Source organism: Metabacillus kandeliae (assembly GCF_021166585.1).
GTDB lineage: Bacteria > Bacillota > Bacilli > Bacillales > Bacillaceae > Metabacillus_B > Metabacillus_B kandeliae.
In genome coordinates, this window is sequence record NZ_JAJOZE010000011.1 from 37251 (window position 1) to 60645 (window position 23395).

23 protein-coding genes are annotated in these 23395 nt (G+C 44.9%); 17 read left to right on the forward strand and 6 right to left on the reverse strand.

Annotated features, from left to right (window positions below):
- Nucleotides 1–3: 3 nt before the first annotated feature.
- From LRR81_RS17425 to LRR81_RS17435, 3 genes are all read left to right on the forward strand, one after another.
- Nucleotides 4–528 (forward strand): hypothetical protein, encoded by a 525-nt coding sequence (locus tag LRR81_RS17425; RefSeq protein WP_231790675.1) that lies wholly within the window; start codon nt 4–6, stop codon nt 526–528.
- Nucleotides 512–1021, forward strand: a complete 510-nt coding sequence (locus LRR81_RS17430) for a hypothetical protein (RefSeq protein WP_231790676.1) — start codon at nt 512–514, stop codon at nt 1019–1021. The genes LRR81_RS17425 and LRR81_RS17430 overlap by 17 nt, the downstream gene beginning before the upstream one ends.
- A gap of 119 nt (nt 1022–1140) precedes the next feature.
- Entirely contained in the window at nt 1141–2319 is a 1179-nt protein-coding gene (locus tag LRR81_RS17435; RefSeq protein WP_231790677.1) for an MFS transporter, read from the forward strand.
- Between the two features lie 40 nt (nt 2320–2359).
- On the opposite strand, the gene LRR81_RS17440 is transcribed toward LRR81_RS17435, so the two are convergent.
- Nucleotides 2360–2890, reverse strand: a complete 531-nt coding sequence (locus LRR81_RS17440) for a YfiT family bacillithiol transferase (protein WP_231790678.1) — start codon at nt 2888–2890, stop codon at nt 2360–2362.
- A gap of 16 nt (nt 2891–2906) precedes the next feature.
- Nucleotides 2907–3425, reverse strand: a complete 519-nt coding sequence (locus tag LRR81_RS17445) for a hypothetical protein (protein WP_231790679.1) — start codon at nt 3423–3425, stop codon at nt 2907–2909.
- A 326-nt stretch (nt 3426–3751) separates the two neighbouring features.
- Here LRR81_RS17445 and LRR81_RS17450 point away from each other — a divergent pair, with 326 nt between their 5' ends.
- The 14 genes from LRR81_RS17450 (at nt 3752) to LRR81_RS17515 (ending at nt 17707) form a co-directional block, all read left to right on the forward strand.
- Nucleotides 3752–5686, forward strand: a complete 1935-nt coding sequence (locus LRR81_RS17450; RefSeq protein ID WP_231790680.1) for a PTS mannitol transporter subunit IICBA — start codon at nt 3752–3754, stop codon at nt 5684–5686.
- Nucleotides 5687–5770: 84 nt separating this feature from the next.
- The gene (locus LRR81_RS17455; RefSeq protein WP_231790681.1) at nt 5771–7861 is read left to right on the forward strand and encodes a BglG family transcription antiterminator; all 2091 of its coding nucleotides are present in this window, start codon (nt 5771–5773) and stop codon (nt 7859–7861) included.
- Between the two features lie 5 nt (nt 7862–7866).
- The gene (locus LRR81_RS17460) at nt 7867–9009 is read left to right on the forward strand and encodes a mannitol-1-phosphate 5-dehydrogenase (protein ID WP_231790682.1); all 1143 of its coding nucleotides are present in this window, start codon (nt 7867–7869) and stop codon (nt 9007–9009) included.
- A gap of 163 nt (nt 9010–9172) precedes the next feature.
- Nucleotides 9173–11062: an FtsX-like permease family protein gene (locus LRR81_RS17465; protein WP_231790683.1), complete on the forward strand. Its 1890-nt coding sequence runs from the start codon at nt 9173–9175 to the stop codon at nt 11060–11062.
- A 13-nt stretch (nt 11063–11075) separates the two neighbouring features.
- Nucleotides 11076–11831, forward strand: a complete 756-nt coding sequence (locus LRR81_RS17470) for an ABC transporter ATP-binding protein (protein ID WP_231790684.1) — start codon at nt 11076–11078, stop codon at nt 11829–11831.
- Nucleotides 11832–12245: 414 nt separating this feature from the next.
- Entirely contained in the window at nt 12246–12461 is a 216-nt protein-coding gene (locus tag LRR81_RS17475; protein ID WP_231790685.1) for a hypothetical protein, read from the forward strand.
- A gap of 69 nt (nt 12462–12530) precedes the next feature.
- Nucleotides 12531–12746 carry a hypothetical protein gene (locus LRR81_RS17480; protein ID WP_231790686.1) on the forward strand — a complete coding sequence of 72 codons (216 nt, stop codon included), beginning with the start codon at nt 12531–12533 and terminating at the stop codon, nt 12744–12746.
- 152 nt (nt 12747–12898) lie between these two features.
- On the forward strand, nt 12899–13645 hold the full coding sequence (locus tag LRR81_RS17485) for an ABC transporter ATP-binding protein (protein ID WP_231790687.1): 747 nt from the start codon (nt 12899–12901) through the stop codon (nt 13643–13645).
- Nucleotides 13623–15083, forward strand: coding sequence for a hypothetical protein (locus LRR81_RS17490; protein WP_231790688.1), 1461 nt, complete (start codon nt 13623–13625; stop codon nt 15081–15083). Before LRR81_RS17485 ends, LRR81_RS17490 begins: the two co-directional genes overlap by 23 nt.
- Nucleotides 15076–15945: a PqqD family protein gene (locus LRR81_RS17495; protein ID WP_231790689.1), complete on the forward strand. Its 870-nt coding sequence runs from the start codon at nt 15076–15078 to the stop codon at nt 15943–15945. Before LRR81_RS17490 ends, LRR81_RS17495 begins: the two co-directional genes overlap by 8 nt.
- Before the next feature lie 17 nt (nt 15946–15962).
- Nucleotides 15963–16244 (forward strand): hypothetical protein, encoded by a 282-nt coding sequence (locus LRR81_RS17500; protein WP_231790690.1) that lies wholly within the window; start codon nt 15963–15965, stop codon nt 16242–16244.
- Nucleotides 16245–16404: 160 nt separating this feature from the next.
- On the forward strand, nt 16405–16710 hold the full coding sequence (locus LRR81_RS17505; protein ID WP_231790691.1) for a nucleotidyltransferase family protein: 306 nt from the start codon (nt 16405–16407) through the stop codon (nt 16708–16710).
- On the forward strand, nt 16694–17032 hold the full coding sequence (locus LRR81_RS17510; protein ID WP_231790692.1) for a HepT-like ribonuclease domain-containing protein: 339 nt from the start codon (nt 16694–16696) through the stop codon (nt 17030–17032). The genes LRR81_RS17505 and LRR81_RS17510 overlap by 17 nt, the downstream gene beginning before the upstream one ends.
- A 189-nt stretch (nt 17033–17221) precedes the next feature.
- Nucleotides 17222–17707 (forward strand): metal-dependent hydrolase, encoded by a 486-nt coding sequence (locus LRR81_RS17515; RefSeq protein ID WP_231790693.1) that lies wholly within the window; start codon nt 17222–17224, stop codon nt 17705–17707.
- Nucleotides 17708–18267: 560 nt separating this feature from the next.
- Here the strand turns inward: LRR81_RS17515 and LRR81_RS17520 are convergent.
- Genes LRR81_RS17520 through LRR81_RS17535 form a run of 4 tightly spaced genes read right to left on the reverse strand, consistent with a single transcriptional unit; the run spans nt 18268 to nt 23347 of the window.
- Nucleotides 18268–19455, reverse strand: coding sequence for an iron-containing alcohol dehydrogenase (locus LRR81_RS17520; protein WP_231790694.1), 1188 nt, complete (start codon nt 19453–19455; stop codon nt 18268–18270).
- A gap of 27 nt (nt 19456–19482) precedes the next feature.
- Nucleotides 19483–20922: an aldehyde dehydrogenase gene (gene aldA / locus LRR81_RS17525; RefSeq protein ID WP_231790695.1), complete on the reverse strand. Its 1440-nt coding sequence runs from the start codon at nt 20920–20922 to the stop codon at nt 19483–19485.
- A gap of 16 nt (nt 20923–20938) precedes the next feature.
- Nucleotides 20939–22081: a mandelate racemase/muconate lactonizing enzyme family protein gene (locus LRR81_RS17530; RefSeq protein WP_231790696.1), complete on the reverse strand. Its 1143-nt coding sequence runs from the start codon at nt 22079–22081 to the stop codon at nt 20939–20941.
- A gap of 21 nt (nt 22082–22102) precedes the next feature.
- A complete protein-coding gene (locus LRR81_RS17535; protein WP_231790697.1) occupies nt 22103–23347 on the reverse strand; it encodes an MFS transporter in 1245 nt (414 codons plus the stop codon).
- Nucleotides 23348–23395: the final 48 nt, after the last annotated feature.

Below are 23395 nucleotides of genomic sequence, written 5' to 3' on the forward strand. Positions count from 1 at the left end.
AGTTTGGGGAGAGGGATTGCATCGGCAGCTGCCATTATCCTTTTTGGAGCAGTTGTTTTTCTGCTGCTGATCTCATATGAAAGGGTCAGGATCGATGAAGCGGGAAATTTGGTTACAGAAGGCAGGGATTACTTTTCTGGAAATGCGTATTTATTTTATGGAAGCAAAGCAAAGCCTGCCAGCTGGAAACTAACGGATGGCTGGGGTTCAGGCACACTTGAGACCAGGGGAGAAGGAACGCCGTTCGTACAAGCGGGATATGAACGGTTTAGAGAGACGGTAAGGGATGCTGCAGGCAAGCAGGGCTATGCTTTTACTGGCGTTCTGTTCAGTCTTCTTGTACTGCTGATTTCGAATCTCTATCAGCATCGCTTTAATGATAAAACGAAGTATTTCCAACTTAAGAGGCTTGCGATGATCTTTGGAGTCATTTCCCTTCTTTTGCTCATCCACTTCACTGCAATCACTTCCGTAAAAGCTAAATCTATTTATGAGAATATAGGTGATGCCTTTGAAAAATGCAAATAAGCTCTTGCTGAAGATACCGGCTACCATTATCAGTCTGCTTGTCTTAGCTGCTGCCATCTATTATTTATTCCATGCTACATCAACGGCGGAATTTAAAAACGGCACTTACATATCAAACGGAAAGGATCTGTTTTCTCAAGCAGGCTATCAAATCAAATTATCTCATAAAAATGAGTGGATCATTCGTCAAAAGGATGGCCAAACTGCCTCCTTCAGCGAAAATGACTATAATAAAAAACAATTAATGGAATTCAAAGAACATGTGGACCTTACTGTTAAAAATGAGATGGATGCAATAGTTGGGTGCTTAGTACAATTCCTTTTGCTTCTGAATCTTTTTATGTACAAGCCTAATCTTTTCAAACAAAGCGGCAGCACAGCTGTTGTTGCAGGATTCGCTGTTTGGATCTGCCTGAACGCACTCCTTTCCATCCATTCGGCCTCTAATGAAAGTGTAAAAGCTGAATACACCAGTAGGGTTCTAATGAAATAAATGAGTTCCGAAAGCTGAAAACATCTCTTATAATAAGAATAACTGATAACAAAGGAGACCGTCCCAATGTAAAAAAGCCCCTTTAAATAAGACAACAATTGAATAAAGGGGCTGGAACGATGAAATCACCATCTTTTCGTTATCTCTGGATCGGCCAGACGCTTGCTAATACCGGAGATATTTTCTACATTGCCGGACTGATTGCGGTTCTATACCAATTGACTGGTTCAGCCATGATTCTTGCAGCTGTTCCCTTGTGCATCACGATCGCCAAAATGATCAGCGGCCTTTTGGCTCCGTTATTGCTGGATAAGTTCCGGCTTGAGTCTTTGCTGTTTTATTCGCAAGGGGGGAAAACACTGCTGCTCTTAGTTCTTGCGGCGGAGAGCAGGAGCATGCTGTTTGTGCTTTTTACTTTGGTGTTCTGTATCTCTTTTTTGGATGGCTTTGCCGGTCCCGCCAGGAATGCAATGCTTCCATCATTGGTTGAACGGGAAGAGCTAATGAAGGCGAACAGCTTTGTCGCGACTTTAGATCAGGCGGTACAGCTCGGAGGCTGGGCTTTAGGAGGCGTTCTCGGAGCAGCTGTTGGGGGAATGCCGCTTCTCTGGATTACCATTCTGCTTTTTTTCACTTCCACTGCATTGATGAGAGCTGTCCGGATAAAGAAAAGCCCACAGGAGGCAGTCCCAGCTTCAAAATGGGAATCTGTGAAAGAAGGGTGGCAGGTTATTTGGAAAGTTCCGGCGTTAAGAACGATCCATATTCTCCTTATTTTAGAAACAGCTACAGGAGCTGTATGGATTGCCGCCCTTCTGTACATCTATGTGAAAGAACAGCTGCAAATGGGAGAAGAGTGGTGGGGCTACATTAATGCCAGCTTCTTCCTTGGCTTAATTGCAGGCGGTTTAATTAGTTTCCGATGCGCAAATTTCCTTGAACGGCATCTTAGGTTCTTAATCCCTGCTGGCGGATTTGGGATCGCCCTTTCCACATTATGGTTCGGTTTGACGGTATCGCCTGCAGCGGCTCTTACTGCCTCTGCACTCTTTGGTATAATGGAACAAGTGAAAACAGTCTGCATGACAACGGCACTTCAGCAATCAGCAGCACTGCATCAGATGCCTAAGGTTTACTCGGCTCAAGGCACCCTTATCGCTCTGGTGTTTGGAATGTGCTCGGCCATCACCGGCTTTGCAGCCGACAGAGCGCCGATTGGGTTTGTCTATGCTGGAGCAGCAGCTATCCTTGGTCTTTCTGCCTTATATTCAGCGGCAAAAAGACGGCAATTCGCTTAAATTGAGAAAGCGGCCGCCATCCTGATGGCCGCCGCTTTCTTTATGTCCAATTCATCCGCTTCCTAAGCTCAACAATATGCGCCAAATGGTGCTCACTATGCCAGGCATACAAAGCCAGCGTCACATCAAGCGGAATCACAGTCTCCATCTCAGGATGATAAAACCCTCTCTGAAAATCTTCCTCTGTCATCCCGTTGAGAAGGAAAACCCATCTCTGATGAAGTCCTTTCAAAAGCTGAAGAGACCAATCGGGATCAAGAGCTTTCGTATCTGGAAGCTCAGCCCACATAGCCTCATTGTAGCCTTTGATTATAGGCTCCTCCTCTGTTAAAGCAAGCTTAAACCGGATAAAGCTGTTCATATGGCTGTCTGCTGCATGGTGAATGACTTGCCGGATGGTCCAGCCTGAGGGGCGGTAGGGAGTGTCCAGCTGTTCAGCATTTAAATCTTTTACCGCCAATTTGAATTTTTCCGGTGCTGCCTGCAATACTTGAATCCATTCTGCCCGCTTATCTTGCGAACAGTCTTCAGGCTTTTGAAACTTACCAATGGGGTACTGAAGGTTTTTCATGGCCGTGTCTCCTTTATTAAAGTTTTTCTGCCGGTACATGCGTCTCTATTTCGCTTTGCACAACCGTGATGAACTTCACACCTTCAGCTAATTTTTTGTCAATCTCGATAGCAAAGGCTCTTGGCGTGGCATCAGCTGTGCACATGCCCTCTGGCTTTGACAGAGGAACCTTCAATGTTTTTTGATCATGGCTTTTTTTGATCTCATCAATGGTGTAAGGACAGCTCCCAGACTCCTGCACGCCGATGAAAAAAATATCTTTTTGATTCAGGTCCGGTTTCGGCATCTTCTCTTCAAATCCATACATAGCCCATCCCTTTGCAAATTCCGATGAAGTTGTGGCTCTTCTAACCAAGTATTCAAAATTAGGAGGAGTTTTTCTTTTAAAGGAAATATCGTAAAAGTTATCAGGCAAAGTTTTTTCGCTTGCTAGTATCCTAAATTTCTGATGTGCTGGGTGTTTCGATAAACCTGTGCATGCTGTTAAAGCTAAGAAAAGAGCAGCAGAAATGAAAAGAGTTTTTCGGATAGGCATGCTTCGTTTCCTCCTATTTACAAAGAATTAGTCGGGGAAAAAGGGATAAAGTTTCCATTAATATATAAAAGCAGAGCAGTCATTAGTCCAATATTCGCACCAAGCATAGCGTCTTCTTCATCCTTCTTTTCAGCCTGAAGAGAAGCTTGCTTTTCAATGCACCTGTTTCGGGTAATAATATAGTGCATCCAAATCCAGCAAACCAAAGTTATGTCGCACTAATCTATGACAAAGTTAGATTTCCTATTTATTGTATGTAACCGGTTAAAGGCCTAAGATTGAAGTAGGCTAGCATCAGTATATTTTAAGAAAGGAAGCGAGCAAAAATGGCTCAATCTAACATAAAAGTCGGCGTTCAGCGGTTTGGGAATTTCTTAAGCTCAATGGTTATGCCGAACATCGGTGCATTTATTGCCTGGGGTTTGATTACAGCACTATTCATTCCGACAGGCTGGTGGCCGAATGAAGCGCTAAATAAACTAGTAGGTCCTATGGTTACCTACTTGCTGCCGCTCTTAATCGGGTACACAGGCGGTAAACTGATTCATGACCAAAGGGGAGGCGTCGTTGGGGCCATTGCCACCATGGGCGTTATTGTAGGAACCGATAGCCCAATGTTCCTCGGTGCCATGATCATGGGTCCTCTCGGCGGTTATGTGATTAAAAAGTTTGACAAGGCTATTGAAGGAAAAATAAAAGCTGGCTTTGAAATGCTCGTCAATAACTTTTCAGCAGGTATTCTTGGCGGCCTTCTTGCTATTCTTTCATTTTTAGCAATCGGCCCAGGAGTCAGCATCTTTACCAGCTGGCTTGTCGCAGGGGTAGACTGGCTGATCAAGCTTGGTATTTTACCGCTCACAAGCATCTTTATTGAACCGGCAAAAGTATTGTTCCTGAACAATGCGATCAATCACGGTGTGCTTTCACCAATCGCAATCGATCAGGCGAAGCAGCATGGCCAATCTGTTCTGTTCCTTCTTGAAGCGAACCCGGGACCAGGCTTTGGTATCTTACTCGCTTACTGCTTCTTCGGAAAAGGTTCAGCGAAATTGTCAGCACCTGGTGCAGCAATCATTCAATTTATCGGCGGTATTCATGAAATTTATTTCCCTTACATTCTAATGAAGCCAATGCTGTTCATTGCAGCGATCCTTGGCGGTATGAGCGGTGTGTTCACACTTGTACTTTTAAACGGCGGATTGCTTGCACCTGCATCACCAGGAAGCTTTATCGCCCTGCTATTGGCAACACCGCATAATCCAGCAACCTACATCGCGAACATTTTAGGCGTTGCTGTTGCGGCTGCCGTATCCTTCATCGTTTCTGCTATCGTGCTTAGAACAAGCAAAGCAGAAGCAGGAGATCTTGAATCTGCGGCAAACAAAATGCAGGAAATGAAAGGCAAGAAAAGCAGTGTTGCCGGCACATTTGCTGCTAAAAATAGCGGTGAATTCCCTGCAGATGCATCAAAAGTTATTTTCGCCTGTGATGCAGGTATGGGTTCCAGTGCGATGGGTGCTTCTATTTTAAGAAAGAAATTGAAGGAAGCTGGATTAGATATCACATCTGTTAATTCTGCCATTTCAAATCTTCCGGCAGATGCTGAAATTGTCATCACACAGGAAGAATTAACACCAAGGGCTCGTCATAAAGTACCGAATGCGTATCACATTTCAGTAGATAATTTCCTTCAGTCTCCGGAATACGATAAGCTGGTAGAAGATCTGAAAAGCGGCGGTTCAGAAGCAGCAGCAGCGAAAGAAGCTCCTGAAGCACCTGCCGATCAGCCTTCACCGGAAACAGACGAAGTGCCTGCTCCAGAAGCAGATGATCAGGTTCTGCTCGAAAGGAACATTTTCATCAATCAATCTTTCAGCAGCAAAGAGGAAGCTATCCGCTTTGCAGGCAGAGTATTAGTGGACGGGGGCTATGTCAACGAATCTTATATTGACGCCATGATTGCAAGGGATGAACTGACATCTACCTACATGGGCAACGATGTAGCTATCCCTCATGGAACAGAAGATGCGAAAAAAGACGTGCTGCGGTCAGGCGTAGTGATTCTTCAAATTCCGGATGGCGTTGATTTTGACGGCAGCAAAGTAAGGCTGCTGTTCGGAATTGCCGGAAAAGACGGCACACATCTTGAAATTCTGTCAGGCATTGCTGTTACATGTTCTGATATGGAAAACATCGAGAAAATGGCTGCGGCAAAAACGACTGGTGAATTAATGGCCGTCATCGGCGGATTAAATAAATAAAAAATGGGCTAGAAAGGCGGTTTCCGCCTTTCTATTCCTGTTTTACCAAACAGTTGAAGGCTTAAGCGGAAATGAGTGGATGCGATGTTTGTTACTGCAAGGGAAAAAGCCATTATTGAAACGATAATCAAAACCTCTGGCAAGCATACAGCACACTCCATTGCGGATCATCTGCATGTCAGTGTGAGAACCGTTCAGCGCGATCTGAAAAATATTGAGCATCTTTTAGAACGGTTTGAATTGGAGCTTGTCAAAACAAATGAAAAAGGCTTTTCCATTTCAGGCAAGGATGAACGGATATTCCGGCTCATTCAGACACTTGTGATGGTGAAGCCGATTGATTTGTCGGCAGAGGAAAGGAAGCTTTTGATCCTGCTGCAGCTGATGGACAGCCATGATTCACTCAAGCTTGCTCCGCTGGCAGGAGATCTTGGAATCAGTGTTACAACGCTTGTTGCGTATTTAGATGAGCTTGCCTCATGGCTGAGCGCCTATGGAATGAAGCTCACAAGAAAAAAGGGAGTTGGAGTGGAGCTGCTTGCGACGGAAGAAGCCTGCAGAAAGGCTCTTGCCAATTTCTATCTGCTTTATTTTAATGAAGACTTGATTGAAACGCTATTTTCCCTTGCAGAGCAGAATCAGGAAGGGGAGGGCCTTGTTCTTCATTACTTCAAGCCAGGCTATCTTAGAAAAGCAGACCAGTGGCTGAGCGAAGTGAATGCTGGATTAACAAGGCTTGCAGATAATGATTACATGGGATTGCTTATTCACCTTTGTCTGACCATGCAGCGGAACGAATCAGGTTTTTTTCTGCCTGAAAAGGAAATGGACCAGTATGCGAAAGAATTCGAAGAGTACCGCCTGGCCGAAGAGATTGGCAGAAGGGTCAAGGATGAACTCGGCATCCCGATGCACAGTTCTGATTTTGGCTATCTTGCGCTGCTTTGGAGAGGGTCGAAGGTACAGGGAGCTGAAAATCTTTACTATGACAGCGTCACAATCGGCCGGTCGCTAAAAAAGATCATCCAGCATGTCTCTCAGCAGCTGAATGTAGACCTGACATCAGATTTTTCGCTGTTTCAGGGGCTGCTTGCCCATATGGAGCCTTCCTTGTTCAGAATTGGCCAGGGGCTGAGCTCCTTCAATCCATTGACTGAGGATATAAAAAGAAAATATCCTGTGCTTTTTATGGCTGTGAAGCAGGCCCTTGAGCAGGAATTTGCGGATATTGTGTTCCCGGAAGAAGAAACGGCCTATATTGTGCTTCATTTTGGATCAGCTCTTGAGCTTAGAAAGGAGACAGTGCCGATTACAGCACTTGTTGTCTGTCCAACGGGAATCGGCACCTCAAAGATGCTCGCGAGCAGGATTAAAAAAGAAATACCGGAAATTACATCTGTCCAGATCTCTTCTCTAAAAGAGCTGCAGGAAACAGATCATGAAGCATTTGACATTGTGATTTCGACTGTCCGCCTTCCCCTGATTCACCAGGAATACGTACTTGTCAATCCGCTTCTCAGGGACGAGGATATTCAGTCTATCCGGATACAGCTTGGCGAGAGCATTCAGCAGCTGACAAAGAGCCATCAATACACCGCTCAGCCTGATGCTGAAAAAGAGGAACCGGCAAGAGAATTGCCCTCGCTTCAAACAATGCTTCAGGATATGGAAGATACGCAAACAAGCATGAAGAGCATTCTGCAAAACCTTCAAGTAACAGACAGTGAAGGCGGCAGCGATTATCAGAGCATTTTGCTGAAGATGGCGAAGCGGTGCAAGGAAGATGGTTTGATCGGCGATGTAAGAGGTGTTTACGAACAGCTGCTTCAAAGGGAAAAACAGGCAGGTCTCGGCATTCCAGGGACGAGCATGGCACTGTTTCATTGCCGTCATGAAAGCATTAAAGAAATGGTCTTCAGAATTGCCCATCTTGGAAAACCGTGCACGCTGATGGGTATGGACAGAAGAGAAATGAAGGCAAGAAACATTCTCCTTTTGCTTGCTCCTGATGAAATGAGGGAAAAACAGCTGGAGATTTTAAGCATGGTCAGCACCGCTATTGTGGAGAGTGCTGAAAACATGCTCGTCTTCTCATCTTCCAATGAGCAGATGATTCGAAGAAAATTAGAAGAAACGTTTTATAGCTTTTTACAAAATAATCTTGTAAAGGAATGATGAGGATGAAAAACGCAGTACACTTTGGAGCAGGGAATATCGGAAGAGGCTTTATCGGCTCGCTGTTTTCACAATCAGGGTATCATGTAACATTTGTCGACATTGCTGATGAGATTATTAACCAATTGAATGAAGAGAAATCCTATAAAGTCAAAACAGCCGCAGACCAAGTCGAAGTAACAGACATTCATAATGTATCAGGCCTGAATAATATGAAACAGGAAGAAGAAGTAATCGCAGCAATCGGAACAGCGGATTTTGTCACAACAGCTATCGGTCCGAACATTCTTCCGCGCATCGCTCCGCTAATTGCAAAGGGGATCGCAGAGCGAGTCAAAAAAAGCGAACAGCCGCTGTATGTGATTGCCTGCGAAAATCAAATTTCTGCGACAGATATCTTAAAAGACCATATCCTGACCCATCTGGATGAAGAAGCAAAAGCAAGCCTTTCAGACAAAGTCTTTTTCTTCAATTCAGCTGTTGACCGCATTGTGCCGATTCAGGATAACAAAGGGTCGTTAGATGTCCTTGTAGAAGCTTATTATGAATGGGTTGTTGAAACAGACCGCGACATTCCTGAAGTTAAGGGCATGACAATTGTGCCGGAATTGGCACCGTTCATTGAGCGGAAGCTTTTCACAGTGAACACAGGGCATGCTGTTACAGCTTACTTCGGTTATCTTGCCGGAAAAGAAACGATTGACCAGGCATTGAATGATGAAGAAATCTACAGCCAGGTCAAAGCTACCCTTAAAGAAACAGGAGCCTATCTTGTTGAACGCTACGGGCTTGACGAAGGCGAGCATCAGCAATATATCGAAAAAATCATCGGACGCTTTAAAAATCCATATTTGAAAGACGGCGTCACAAGGGTTGGCCGCTCTCCTTTAAGGAAACTGGGCCACGAGGACAGACTGATTCGTCCGGCACTGGAAGCAAGCAAGCTCGGCCTTTCCTACGGCAATCTTGCAAAAGCAATTGCTGCCGCTCTTCTTTTTGACAGCAACGAAGATCCGGAAGCAGTGGAGCTGCAGGAAAAATTAGCTGAAAACGGTGTTCTTGGTGTATTGGAAGAAGTCAGCAAGCTTGATGAAAGCAGTGAACTGGCGAAGGAAGTTGCCCGTCAATATGATGAAATGAAAAAATAAGAATTGCTTAAAACCTCTCCAGGTCATGATCTGGAGAGGTTTTTTTATTTTCAATAAGTCACAGTTATGCTTCCGCTTTTCTTATTGACACTTTTAGCCAAATCCATTACTGTATTAAGTGTACTATAATGATTAATACATTTAATACAAAGGAGTGGCGATTTTGACGTTTCGGCAGCTTGCCCTGAACAATGTGTTCCGCAGCTTTAGGAACTATGCAGCCTATTTTTTCAGCAGTACATTCTGTGTGATGGTTTTCTTTATTTATGCCATGTTTGCCTTTCACCCGTCGCTTTCAGCTGGAAGGCTGAGAAATGCGGCTGTTGGCATGCATTTCGCGGAATTTATTATTTATGTTTTTACTTTTTTCTTTATCCTTTACTCCATGAGTACCTTCATCAAATCCAGAAAGAAGGAATTCGGCCTGCTGATTATGCATGGCATGACACCTATGCAGCTCAGGAAGCTGGTTTTTATAGAAAATCTGGCCATTGGTGCTTTGTCTATTGCTTTAGGAACAGGTCTTGGGCTTCTTTTTTCTAAAGGTATTTTAGTCCTTTCAGCAAAAATTCTAAATATGAAGGAAGCTCTGCCGTTTTACATTCCAGTTTATGCCCTTTTGCTGACATCCATCGCTTTTCTGCTTCTCTTTCTGATCATTTCGCTTTTTACATCTTTCTTTCTGCGAACCGGAAGACTGATTGAGCTGTTAAAAGGCTCTGAGAAACCAAGGATTGAGCCAAAAGCGGGGGCCATTCGCGCTGTGCTGGCAGCTGTTCTTCTGGCAGGAGGGTATGCGGCAGCCCTGATGGCGCGGGGAGAAGAGGTTGTACTGGCGATGATCCCTGTTTCAACTCTTGTGATTATAGGCACCTATTTGCTCTTTACACAGTTAAGTGTCTACCTGATCAACAAACTTCGAAGCAATGAATCGATCTACTTGCAAAGAACAAACATCGTGACTCTTTCAGATCTCGCCTTTCGGATGAAGGATAACGCCAGAATGTTCTTCATCGTAGCCATTGTTTCAACAGTGGCGTTTTCCGCTATTGGCACACTTGTCGGCTTCAGATCTCTTATGCTGAAAGGGACTAGTATTCAGGAAAAGCACGCGTTCACCTATTTGTCTGATGCAGGGAATTCTTTGTCTGATCAGCATCAGCTCCTAATAGAAAAGGAGCTGAAAAAGAATCAGTTTCCATACAGCAAGCTATCAGCGAAATATAAAATTTCCGAGGAGACGGGTTCTGGTGACATTTATACTGTTATAAAAAAATCAGATTACAACGCCTTTGCCAAAAATGCGGGGAAAAAGGAGATTTCAGCATCAAATAATAGAAATTACATTGTGCCGGCTGAGCTGCTGTATGCACAAGGCGTCCGTCAAACATACGAAAAGCCGATCTTTCTAAAAGGCTCCCCTCAAGAACTTGCTGTTTCAGGCGTTCAAAAGAACATCGTTTACCCAGGAAGACTGCAGGCGGGAGATGCCCTGATCGTCCCTGACAGGGTGTATGAGGGCATTCCTGGAAAAGAGCGCAGCGCTGTTTCCTATGATATAAAACAGCCTGAAAGAACTGGAAAAATTGCTCAAAAACTTCAATCAGCTATTGGAACATCTGAGGACAATGCCTATTCCTTCTCCTCCTATGCTCTGAAGATGCAGGAAACGAAGCAAGAAATCAATATCTTCTTATTTGTTGGATTGTTTATCGGCCTTGTCTTTTTTGCATCTGCCGGAAGCTTCCTGTATTTCCGGCTCTACGCTGATTTTGAAGAAGACTCTCTAAAGTACAAAGCGATCGCAAAGCTTGGACTGACTGGAAAGGAGCTTTCGAAAATCGTGACAAAACAAATCGGGCTTTTGTTTTTCGTTCCGGTCGGCGTGGCTCTTGTTCATGGCTTCATTGCTCTCATTGCTCTTTCCCATATGTTCAGCACAGAGCTTTGGAGTGAAATTGCCCTCGTTCTTTCATGCTTTGCTCTGTTCCAGCTTTTTTACTTTTTGTTCATCCGTTCCCAATACATTCGAAACCTGCTAAAAGCACTATAAAAGGAGTGATACCATGGCAAAGCTTACAGTAAAAGATCTGACAAAAATATATGAAGGGAAACTATCCTTTCAGGCATTGAAAGAAGTGAATTTTACGATTGAAGACGGAGAGTTCGCAGCAGTAATGGGGCCGTCAGGGAGCGGGAAAACCACCTTGCTGAATGTTTTATCAACCATTGATCAGCCGACTTCAGGCGAGGTGATCCTCGGAGAAAGCCATCCTCATCACTTAGCTAAAAACGAGCTGGCGCTTTTTAGAAGGAGAGAATTGGGATTTGTTTTTCAAGATTTTAACCTGCTGAACACTCTTACTGTGAAAGAAAATATGGTGCTTGGGCTTACGCTCGATGGCAGGAAGGTCAGGGAAATGAATGAGAAAGCGGGAGAGCTGGCAGAAAAGCTCGGCATAAGCAGGATATTGAATAAAAGGACGTACGAAATCTCCGGAGGACAGGCTCAGCGCACAGCGATCGCCAGAGCCATCATTCATAAACCGCAGCTCCTTTTAGCAGATGAGCCGACAGGAAATCTGGATTCAAAATCTGCGAGAGATGTTCTGGATATTCTTGCTAAAATTAATAGAGAGATACACACAACGATGATGATGGTCACCCATGACCCCTTAGCGGCAAGCTATTGCAGCAGGGTGATGTTTATGAAAGACGGGGTGCTTGTCAGCGAAGCAAGAAAGGGGAACAGCCAGGAAAAATTCTATCAGGAAATCATCCAGGAAATTTCCAGAATGGAAAAAACGAATGCCGTAATGTAAGGAAAACCTCATAGGACCCCCTTGTAAAAAAAGAATGGTGAAACGCCGTCTGTTTCTAAAGTCCAATTTTTTCCAAATAGGGTTTTAAAGTCCTGTGAAAATAGTGGCTATTCTTCAGCAGACAAGAGATTTCAGCAAAATGAGAGCAAATAGAAGTTATCTCGGCCTAATTCGATGTCAGGCAGTTTCATGCATGATACCGGAATAGGCTTTTTGCTTTCATAATCTATCGAATCCTGTCGTTTTTCGGGTAGTTAGAAAGGGATTATACAAACTTCTATTAGAAATACAATTGGAAGAAACCATACTGTTTCCCTATTTTGGTAATTTTTTAGGGTGATAGAATTTAGGTGTGAAAACGGCGGAGGGGAAAAGCCATTTTTGCAGTCAAAAAAAGACGGGGAGGTGAAATATATGAATTATGCAGCACCTGCAGTGGATTATTCTACGATGATGACCACAGCTGATCAAGCCTGGTTCCTGATTTTTGTTGCGGTTCTTCTTGCACTTGGCGCAACAGTTGTTCTTGGAGCAGCAGTATGGTGTGTAGCACACAACCACGGAAACTTTACAGGCGGTGTTCAGTTCAAGGACTTCGGTTTTAAAGTTAATATTCATTGTTCGAGATAGCTTTAGCATACTTACTGTTCTTCTGATCTTATAAAATGCAAAAAACACAAATTAAAGGAGGAAATTATAATGAATTATGCAGCACCTGCAGTGGATTATTCAACAATGGTGACCACAGCTGATCAAGCTTGGTTCCTGATTTTTGTTGCGGTTCTTCTTGCACTTGGCGCAACGGTTGTTCTTGGCGCAGCGGTATGGTGTATTGCCCACAATCATGGCAATTTCACAGGCGGAGTACAATTTAAGGATTTCGGACTGAAAGTAAACATTCATTGTTCGAGATAGGCATGCCCCTTTGATGAGCTTTGCAGCCTGGCTATCTGGCGGGATAGCCGGGCTGTTACTTACTTATGCCCGCAAAGGGACAGTGAAAAACCCATTATCTATTTTAGCAGGCGGTGCCGCGGTTCGCAAAACAAAGTTTAGGGGTGAGGGAAATGCTTGAAATCAGCCGTTTATCCAAAAAATACAAAAACCGCATCTGGGCTGTTAAAGACTTTGATTTATCCATCGCAGCGGGAGAAATTGTGGCACTTGCAGGGCCGAATGGTTCAGGGAAAACATCAATCATCAACTGCATGCACAACATTATTATTCAGACAGAAGGAGAAGCTTCCCTTGAGGGCTATCCGAATACAACGCCTGAATTCAAAAAAAATGCCGCTTATGTTCCTGATGATCTGCTTCTGCCGGAATCTTTGACGGCGAATGAATATTTAGATTTTGTTTGTGCCATGTACAGCCAAAAGCCCGTCTTAAAAAGAAAAAAACTCATTGAACTTTTTGATATGGGAAAAGCCTGTGACCACCCCATTGAAACTTATTCCCACGGCATGAGGAAAAAAACACAGCTGATCGCTGCTTTTATGCTCGAAAGCCGGCTCCTGACACTTGATGAACCATTTAGAGGGCTTGATGTGGAAGCCATTATTGTAACGAAAAAACTGATGGCTAAATATGCAGAAAACGGCGGGGGAATCCTTTTGTCAACGCATGACCTATTGGCTGCTGAGGCGATGTGCCACCGGATTGCCATTTTATCAAAAGGGCTGAAAAGGGCAGAAGGGACAGCAGCTGCACTGAAGAAAAAATACAAAAGTCCAAACATGGAGGAGGTTTTTATGAAAGCTTCCATGCTCGGTGAAAGGAGTGACCGGTTCGATGAAATCATTCGAAATTTCTAAAATGATGTTCACGATTTGGAAAAGGGAAGCAGGCAAGCTTTTAAACAACTGGTATAAAGTGCTGATTTTTGCTCTTGTGCTGATTTTTATCATTGGGCTTGCAGGCTTTGCCGGCTACAAGCTGACAAGCGAAACGCTTTCGGCCTTTTTGAATGGCGACCGAAAAACGCTCTCCCTCCTCACCTTATCCATGTGCCTGAACGCCTCGATCCTATCCTTTGTGTTTTTTATTCTCCTGAAAAGCGTAACACCGGATCAGGACATCTTTTCTCATCAGCTCAGCTGGTTTCCGGTTCGAAAGGCTGAAAAGAATTTAGGCTATCATATTCCGCTTTTTCTCATCATATCCGCGATGATTTTGTTTATTTCTGCCATCATTCTAGGTCCAGCCTTTTTGGCAAAAGGCCTTTCTCCTATTATCGGGTTTGGGTTTTTCCTGACTGTCCTTTTGCAGTCGATTCTTGCCATTGCGGTTCTACAATTCTTATATAATCTTTTTTACTATATCTCAGGAAAAATGCAGGTGCCGTTTAAGAAATTTGTTTCTCTGTTTGGGGTGATCTCAGTTTGTTTTCTTTACGGAATGCAGTCGATCAAGTTGGAAAGCATGCTGGAATCATATGGTAACTTTGACTACAATGTGACATACCTTGCTCTGCCTGTCTTCTTTCTGATTGCTGGAGGAATTTCTGCCATAAAAGTAAATCTCGGGGCTGCTGCCTTGATGGCTGCCGGCATTCTATTCCTTTCCTTTTGCACGCTGTTCTTTTCCTATGATTCGATGGAAAAGCGGCCGCCGGTCTTTCTCCGGTTTATCAAAATGCCATCTCACAAGTATGGAGCCATATTTCTGAAGGAAATAAAGATGCAAACACGGAACGAAGAAAACATTCTGAATTTTTTACTGATGCTCGTCTTTGTTCTGATTTTAAAATTCCAGTTTCATTTGGAAGGAAATGAACTGGTGCTGCTGATCCTGTCCGGTGTGTCCGGCATGGTGGCACTTAATTCGTACGGCAATGATAAAAAGCTGTTTCTGCTTTATAAATCCTTTCATCTGCATCCAGGCCTCTTGACAGCCAGCAAATTTGCCGGACTTGCCATCTTATCGCTGCTGCAGTTCGCCCTGTTTTATGCCATCATGTTTCACCCAGAAGCGGATCATACAGGCCTTTGGAGGACAGCACTGATTATCCTGAATGGGGCGGCCGTCTTTTTTCTCCTCGGCACCCTGATTCCAATTGACCGGAATAACCCGTATGTCGGCATGCTGTCATTCGGATTTCTCATTTTGCTCCTGCTGCCGCTTTCTTTTATTGCGAGCTACTTGTTTGGCCAGGCCTCAAGCCTTACTCAGACCGGCGCACTCCTTACAGGAGAGATGATCCTTGCTGTTTTTCTCTACTTTACGTTCAAATGGAGGTTCAAAAATGAGTAGAACCGAGCTGATTCCTTATTTTCCGGAAGGCGTGGCAGTGAAAGGGAAATTTATTCATGATGAAAAAATCAGTGCCAAGCTTCCTGTTAACCAAACAGCAAAAGCCATATTAGAGGAAGTGGACGGCAAAAAGAACATTGATGAAATCATTGAAGCCGTAACAAAAAAATTCAAAGTGGACAAAGACCGAATCTTCCAGGATACAGCAGCACTCTTTGCCGGACTGAACGAAAAACACTTTCTAAATTGGAAATATGCATCAAACAGCAAAGTTAAGGAAGGACTGGCGAACTTTTTCGCCCAGTACAAACGGGGCTATCACGAACGCTTTCCATCTGAGGGGAGCTCTTTTCCGGCCATCTTTCTGCTGATGCTTTCAGCTGTGACTAAGAAAATCGCCATCTTCTGGCTCTTTGTTATGATTTTATCTGCTGCAGGATACATCATCGCGCCAACACCCTTCATCCTCTGGCTCGCTTATTATATAACCGTTGTTTATGCCGGATTGATGGCAAGCTTTGCCGTTCACGAGGCAATGCATGCCTCCATGCATAGAAAAATGGCAGGCAGTCTCGGTTCCGGATATCTTGCAGCCGACTTAATGAGCATTAAGTTTGTCCGGCCGGCCGCTGCTCAATACGAACTCAAGTACATCTGGATCACACTCCTCGGACCTATTGTACCGGCAGTCATTGGCATCGTTGGCTATACTTTGTCCATGACACTCATGGAAGGTGGAACTCTCGGCAGCACATGCCAGGCGCTGTCCCTCACATTTCTCATTCATATACTATATTTGCTGCCGTTTATCGGCGACGGCAAATCCGCTGTCAAACAGCTGCTGTTCCGAAAGGCAGCCTAAACTAAGGAGGAGATTCAATGAGTTCAAGCATGAAGAATTCCCTGATTTTTTCATCCATTATCAGTTTTATCGCCTATCCGCTGCTCACAATCGGACTGGTTTTTTACACCATTTTTTCAGGGAAAGCCAATCAAAGCATCCTTTTTAACAGCGCAGAAGTAACGGTTGATGGAGATTCCTCTTTTTCTTTCACTCTGACGCCATCCTTTTTTGGAATGGTCTTTGTGATTTTTCTCATTTCGTTTGCCGCTGTGTGGGGAATTCATCAATTGAAGAAAAAGGACAGAGCCAGCCGTTAAGATTTGCGTGTACAAGGCACTTTTGTTTTATGAAGCAGCTTCATGCTTAGGAAATGACTAAAGTTTTAGTCCTGAAGAGATTTAATATTTCTTTGAAGAATAAGCAGAATAGAAGGATGTTATAATGAAGATAAAAGAAGGAAAATGGCGGTGATGGACTATGTGGTCGCACCAGGATATCCTGCAGGTATTTTCAATAAATTTGAACCAATGGTCAAAAAGTTTTGGAGTGAAAAGAATTGGATTGTTCGGTTCCTACACCCGCAATGAACAAATTGAATCCAGTGACATTGATGTCATTGTCGAGTTTAATGATGATTGCTTGTCCTTTGATAACTATATGGATTTGAAGTTTATTTTGGAAGACATCTTTAAAAAGCAAATTGATTTGGTTATTTCAGACGATATTAAGCCTGCTATAAAACAGAATATCCTCAGGAGCGCTAAGTATGCAGAGGGAGCCTAAAGTATTTCTGGAGGATATTTTAGAGGCAGCAGCTAAAATATGTAAATATACAAAAGATTTATCCTATGAGGATTTTTTGGAAAATGATTTAGTATCCGACGCAGTAATTAAAAACATACTGGTGATTGGAGAAGCTGCAAAAAATATTCCTTCTGAAATTAGACAAGCGAATACGAATATAGAGTGGAGAAAAGCAGCCGGAATGAGGGATATGCTGATCCATGGATATTTTTCCATTAACTACCGTATAGTTTGGGATGTTGTACAAAATAAGATACCGGTATTAAAAAAACAAGCAGAAGAGCTGCTGAAAAATTTGTAAGTAATTAAAAGAACACCAGCATAGACGAAAGGCCCGCCAATCCAGGCGGGCCTATTTATATCCCCATAGAGAGCCCGCCTTTGAGCCCTCCTAACAAAAACAAATGAAATAAGGCCTTGAGCAGGATAGAAAAGAATGTATGTTCTATTATATAATGAGGTCTCAGCTTAAAAGAAAGAGGACCTCATCATGACAGGAAAAACACACATAATCGGCGGAGTAGCCACTGGACTTGCTCTTGCCCATTTCACAAACTATGACCCTGTACTGCTCACCGCGGCAGGGGCCCTCGGCGGCCTCATACCGGACATTTGCCACGGAGGTAGCAAAATCGGCCGAAAAGCACCGCTGCTATCCAAAATCATCAGCACGCTATTCGGCCACAGAACCTTTACCCACAGCCTGTTGTTTCTCATCATCATCAACAGCCTGCTCGCCGCCTTTTTGCCAAACGGCTCCATTAAGGCAGGAATCCTCGCTGGCATGATCAGCCATATCGTGCTCGATGCAGGAACAAAAAAAGGAATCAAACTCTTTTATCCCTTGAAAATTCCAGTCAGACTGCCGCTGACCACAAGAACCGGAAGCGCCGCAGAGCAAGCCGTATTTGCTTTGATCAGTGCTGTTGCTATTTATTATGGGCTGGAGGCTTTTGGCGGATACCGGTTGTTTTGAGGAAGCGTCTCTTTTTGAAGAGGCGTTTTTTTTGATCAGTTTGTCTTTAGGGTTTTGTTAATAGTCCCTGTCCCCCTTTACATTAGGTGCCTGTCCCTTGATGCATTGCCTCACTGAAGGACAGAGGCAGTCATATGGAATTGTTGGTATAGAGCCATTTAAATGACAGGGGGACACACCTTCAATCCTTTACAAGACTGAGGGACAGGTACCGGGTTGGGCTAACCTGTCCCTTGTTCCGTTAAAGGAATAAAGGACAGAGTAAAGGTTAATAAAAGCCATACATATCAAGGGCTATAAGGGGTGGGGACAGAGCTTTAGTCTATTAACGAAGTGGGGGACAGCTCCCTATTAATAATGGGGACAGAGACCTGGTACTAAACCACACCTAAAACCAAGAACCCCAAGAACCCCAAAGAGCCAAAGAGCCAAAGAGCCAAAAAACCAAAGAGCCAAAAAACCAAAGAACCAAAAAACCAAAGAACCAAAGAACCTCCAAACCCAAAGACAAACCCCAAAACCAAAAAAAGCACCCTCTTTAAAGGGTGCTTAATCTCCATTCAAACCGTAACCGCCCGAAAAGCCAAAATCTTCTCCCCAAACTCTCTCAATTCCTCATCTGTCGCATACCGGCAATTGTTCAGCCGCATCGGCTGGTTTTCTTCTGCAAGGCAGGCTGCAGTGAGGTCCTGGAGACTGTTCTCTGAGAGTCCGTCCTGTGAAACTTCCAGTGTGATCGGTAAGCTTTCGATTAGCTTTTTGCAGGCGGCGGCCCCTGCTTTAGCCAGTTCAGTTTCTGCTTCGAACTGATCTGTCACGCCCAGTGCCCTTGCGGCTTTGGCGAATACAGCTGTTCTTGGGCTGTCGAGGTTCCAATCGTAAGTATGGTGCAGAGCGATGGCCACTGCTCTGCCGTGGTGCAGTCCGCCTACAGTGCTTAGGGCATGCCCGATGTTGTGGGCGATGCCTGTACCGCCGTGCTCGATGGCAATGCCGGCTAGCATGGAGCCGATCAGCAGATTTCCTCTTGCGTCCATGTCGTCATTTTTTTCAATGGCAATGGGAAGGTTTTCTGCTACGAGCCTGATGGCGTGCAGGCCGACTGCTTCGATGACTGGATTGGTGCTCTGTCCTGTGATGGCTTCCAAAGCATGAACGAGTGCGTCGATGCTTGTGGCTGCTGTCAGGAAGTTTGGCAGCTTGGCTGTGAGAACCGGGTCAAGGACAGCGATCTCCGGCAGCATATCTGTGTCCCATGCCCAAAGCTTGCGGTGCTTTTCATCTGAATAGACGGTTGTGCTTGTCACTTCGGCACCTGTTCCTGAAGTTGTCGGAATGGCGATGGTGAGCACTTTTTTTTCAGGGAACGGGTTGGCCATGAGAGAGTAGTGGCCAGCTCCATTGTCACCGCCTGCCACAAGAGACGCTGTTTTCGCTGTGTCGAGCGGAGAGCCTCCGCCAATTCCAATAACAGCGCTCGCTCCGAATGACTTGATCAGGGCTGCTGCTTCATCAATGTTTTGAAAGTCAGGATTGCTTTTAACATCGCTGTAGACTTTTGTTTCGATGCCTTCCTTTTGAAGAGCCGCTTCGATTGGTGCTATAAAGCCGAGTTTGACGAGTGATTTATCTGTGACGATAACGGCTTTGTTCCTGTCAGAGTATGCTTTAATGTGCTCTGCCAGCTCCAGTGACTTGTTTTCACCATAGATTACCTTTGTTTTTAAGAAGTATTGAAAGTCCTTCATGTCTCAGGTCTCCTTTTGGTTGGATTGTTAAAAGTCAAGGTAGACGGTCTTTTTCTGGAGAAATTCTTCAAAGCCGTATTTACCGTCATCACCGCCGATGCCTGATTGCTTCCAGCCTGCGTGGTAGCCCTGGTAGGCTTCGCCTTGCTGGCGGTTAACGTACACTTCGCCTGCTTCAATTTGGGTGGTCAGCTTCATGACGTATTGGTAGTTGTTTGTGTACACATTTGAAGTAAGCCCGTAAATCGAGTCGTTTGCAAGCTGAATGGCTTCATCTATATGGCTGAATGTCACGATTGGAAGAACAGGTCCGAATACTTCTTCCTTGACGATTTTCATGTTTTGGCTGCAGCTGTCAAGAAGTGTAGGCGGGTAAAAGGCTTCGCTTAAATTTTCAATAAAATGGCCGCCTGTTATCACTTCTGCCCCTTCAGATTTTGCTTCTTCTACGAGCTTATGAACGCGCTTTGCTTCGTTTTTGTGTACCATGCAGCCCATCTGCACATCAGGGTTTTCAAAGCCGTCGCCAATGCTGCAGGCTTCAAATTCGGTTTTCAGTTTTTCTAATAATTGGTCTTTAATGCTTTTGTGGACATAGACTCTTTCGGTATTGCTGCATACCTGTCCGCTGTTCGCAAGCCTTCCGCCTGCAATGCTTTTGGCTGCAAGGTCAAGATCTGCGTCTTCCATAACGATGGCCGGCGCTTTTCCGCCGAGTTCAAGCGAAGTGCGCACCATATTCTTGGAGGCGCGCTCTGCGATCATTTTTCCTACCTTCGTGCTACCGGTAAAGGTAATCATGCTGATTTTGTCAGAAAGAGTTAATGCATCACCGGCAGTTTCGTCTGTGCCGGTGACGATGTTGACGACTCCTTTTGGAAAGCAGGCTTTTTCAATCAGCTCAGCAAATACCAGCGCGGAAACGGCCGATTTGCAGCTCGGCTTGGCAACGATTGTATTGCCTGCAATGAGAGCAGGTGCAAGCTTCCGCATCAGGACGTAGATTGGAAAGTTCCATGGAACGATGCAGGCTACGACACCGAGAGGCTCTTTATAAATTAAAATGCGTTCATTGCTTGAGTCGGCATCCACAATAGTGCCTTCAATTCTGCGGGCCCATTGGGAATGGTATTCAGCAAGGCCTGCAGCGCCTGCCACTTCGCCTTTTGCAGCAGAAAGCGGCTTGCCCATCTCCTGAGAGATCGCCCGGCCGATTTTTTCCTGATTTTCTTCTTCATTTAATAGAGCTGCGAGCTTTTGAACATATTGGCTCCGTTCAACGGAAGGCAGCTTCTTCCAGTCTTTATAAGCTGCTGCAGCTGCATCCACAGCGTTTTCTACATCTTTTTCCGTACAGGAAGGGAACTCGGCAAATACTTCGTCAGATGCCGGGGTTCTCGCTTCCATCGTTTCGCCGTTTGAACTGTCAACAAATTGTCCATCTATAAATGCTTGATATGTTTTCATCGGGAACCGTCCTCCTTTAGCTTTCTTTTTCGCCAACGTAGAAGTAATTGATTTCGTATTTTTTCAGCGCTTCTTCATCAAGGTCAAAGCCGAGTCCAGGCTTGCCGGAAGCTCTGAGATAGCCTTCGCTGTCAATATTGAGCATCGTTTCAGGCGTTTGAACATAATCGCGGCGCTCAATGGACCATGCCGGCGGATCGTATGGGAATTCAATAAACGGACTGTTGCTGACGCCAAGAACGATATGAAGGTTGGCGATTACTCCAATGCCGTTTGTCCAAGTATGCGGGCTGTATACACTGCCGTTGGCCTGCACGTAATCCGCAATTTTTTTGCCGTATGTGATGCCTCCGCAAAGAGCGACGTCAGGCTGATACACATCAAGCGCTCCTTTATTGGACAGGTCGCGGAATTCGTGGAAACGGCGGTTCATTTCTCCGCCTGCGATTCGGACCTTCGTCATTTGGCGAAGCCTTGCCATGTTTTTTGCATCATCATGCGGAAGCGGCTCTTCCAGCCAGAAAACGTTGTACTGTTCAAGCTCTTTTGCGACATTGGCAGCCGTTTTTAAATCCCATGTCCGCTCTGTGTCCCAGGGCATTTTCCATCCTTGATTGGCATCAACCATGATTTCCATCTTGTCTCCGATAGCTTTTCGGACTTCTTCAACAACAGCTATATCATCTTTCGGATTGCTGTGATGAAAGCGGATTTTCATCGCTTTAAATCCTTTTTCGGCAAGGCCAAGTGCGCGCTCTGCCCGTTCTTCCTTAGTGACAAGCTCTCCTGTTGAGGCATAGGCAAGCACTTTGTCCTGCTTCGCTCCAAGGAGCTTGTACACCGGCTGGCCTGATGCTTTTCCAATAATGTCCCAAAGAGCGAGATCAAGCGGCCAAGGGCGTCCGTAGTGAAAATCGATATTGTCCAGCACTTTGGCATGCCTTTCTACATCAAAAGGATCCTGTCCGATAAACAAGTGCTCATGTCCTTCAAAGCCTGTCATCAAATCTCCGGAACCGACTCCTGTGATGCCTTCATCTGTGTGGACGTAAACAAGCGTTGAAGCGAACTGCTTCCGGGGAGCGGGATCCCAGGCTGCTTTAAATGGGGGGTCCAGCGGGAGCAAATATTGTTTGATCTCAATTCCTGTTATTTTCATAGTAATTCCTCCGTATGCAAGTTATTGAACAGCTTCTTTTACAGCCGGCGTTTGTTCAGCAGCTGTTTTTCTATTCATTTTTATAAATACCAGGCTAAGGATGAAACCGATAAACGCGATGCCGCCAAGAAAGGCAAAGATATAAAGATAGCCTGTTCTGCCGGGATGGGCATCAAGGAAATTTCCGAAAAGCATTGGAACAAAAACATCCGGAATATAGCCGATGCAGGAAGCAAAGCCTGTAACAGCACCAGTCAGATGCATGGGAACCTCTGCTTCATCCACTGCGGCAAAATAGATTCCCCTGATCGCGAAAATGATCGTGACCAGCAAAAGCATTGTGATTAAGACTGCGATTAGATAGGCAGGGCTATCCGGCAGCAATAGCAGGATGACAAGCAATGCCGAAAGGAGAAGAAATCCCCATTTCATGACTCTTGTAACAGAGCCTGCTTTGTCTGAAATAAACCCGCCGATCGGACCGCCGGCCATCTGAAGCACATAGGTTCTGACGATCGCCAGTATGCCGGCCAAAGCGGCACTCATACCATATATGCTTTGCATGTACGGTGTGAAATATGTGATTCCGGCATAGGCTGTGTACGCACAGAAAATCATCAATGCAATCAGCCACACCTTTGGCCTCGTCAGGATTTTTTGGACATCTTTGATGACAGACTCGTTTGACCTCTTAAAAGGTGTTTTTCTCAGCAGCAGCCAGGATACAGGGGCCATTGCAAGACAGCCAATTGAGTAAAAGAGAATAACAGCTGTCAGCCCTGCTGCCTCGTGTACAGCAAGTCCGAACATCCAGAGAGCAAGCGCCCCGATAATGGTTGAGCTGATTCCGCGGAAGCTTTCAAGGAAGCCGTAAAGCCTTCCCTGTTCCTCAGAGGCGCCAAGAGAGCGGACCACTTTCAGCAAAGCAGACCAAAACGTCAGAATGCTCGATATTCCCCAGAAGATGTGAACGAGCAGTGTTCCGGTAAAGCCGGGGAAAGTGGCAAAATACAGCCCTGACAGCCCTGTTAACAGAAAAGAGACGAACAGCAAATACTTCGGATTGAACCGATCCGCGACCCAGCCTCCGGGAAAATAGCAGATCATCGCTGTAATGCCGTACGCGCTCATCGTGAGGCCGAAATTCGTATTATTCAGGTGGAGTGCTTCCCTCATCGGTTCATAGTAGATTTGCCGCAAATAAGGAAGCATCAAAACAAAGGTGGTCCCAAGCGAAAGCGTGAACAAAGTAAACCATTTTTTCAAAAACTTTACCCCCTCACTAAAACATAGAATATACTTAATTTCAAATAA